This window comes from Neisseria sp. P0009.S007, from assembly GCF_051962515.1.
Genome location: NZ_JBQCVF010000798.1, coordinates 1 through 666 on the forward strand (window position 1 = coordinate 1; position 666 = coordinate 666).

The following is a 666-nucleotide window of genomic DNA, read 5'->3' on the forward strand; positions in this document are numbered from 1 at the left end:
GTGTTGCGCGAGCAGATTGCCCGTTTGGAAGAACAAATCCGCCATCAGCAAAACCTGCACCAACGCATCGAACGCGACAAGCAGGCAGCGCAGGCGCAGTTGCAGCGCATCCATCAAGAACAGCAGCAAATCCGCGTCAAGCTGGAAGAAAACGAGTTGCAGGTCGAAGAAAAGCAAACCGAGTTGGCGGAATGGGCGATGCAGGTTGCCGAACACGAAGAGCGTCTGCCCGAATTGGAAGAAGCACAAGCCACGCTCAACGCCGCCTTCCAAACCCAGCAGGACGAGGCAAACCGCATCCGCCGCGAACTGGCGTTGAAACAGCAGCAGCTTACCCATGCCGAACAAACCGTTGCCAAACACGAAGAGCGCAAAGGTCGTCTGAAACAGGAAAACCAAGCCCTGAACCTGCCCGACGAAGCCGAGACCGCCGCCGCGCAGGAAGCCTCCGCCTTGTTGCAAAGCCAGCAAGAGCATTACGAAGAACAAATCATTGCCGCCGAAGAAGCCCTACACGCCGCCCGCGAAGCGTTTCAGACGGCCTCAAACCGCTTCCAAAGCCTGAAGCAGCAACACATCACCTTGCAGGCGCAGCAGCAGGCGTTGTCGCAAATCCTGTCGCAACAGCAGGAAGCCGCCGACTTCTGGCAGGCAACCGACCACGCC

At 58.3% G+C, this 666-nt stretch carries 1 pseudogene; it reads left to right on the plus strand.

Annotation, left to right across the window (positions count from 1 at the left end):
• Nucleotides 1–666, plus strand: a pseudogene (locus ACTHS3_RS16445) (chromosome segregation protein SMC); the annotation flags it as partial.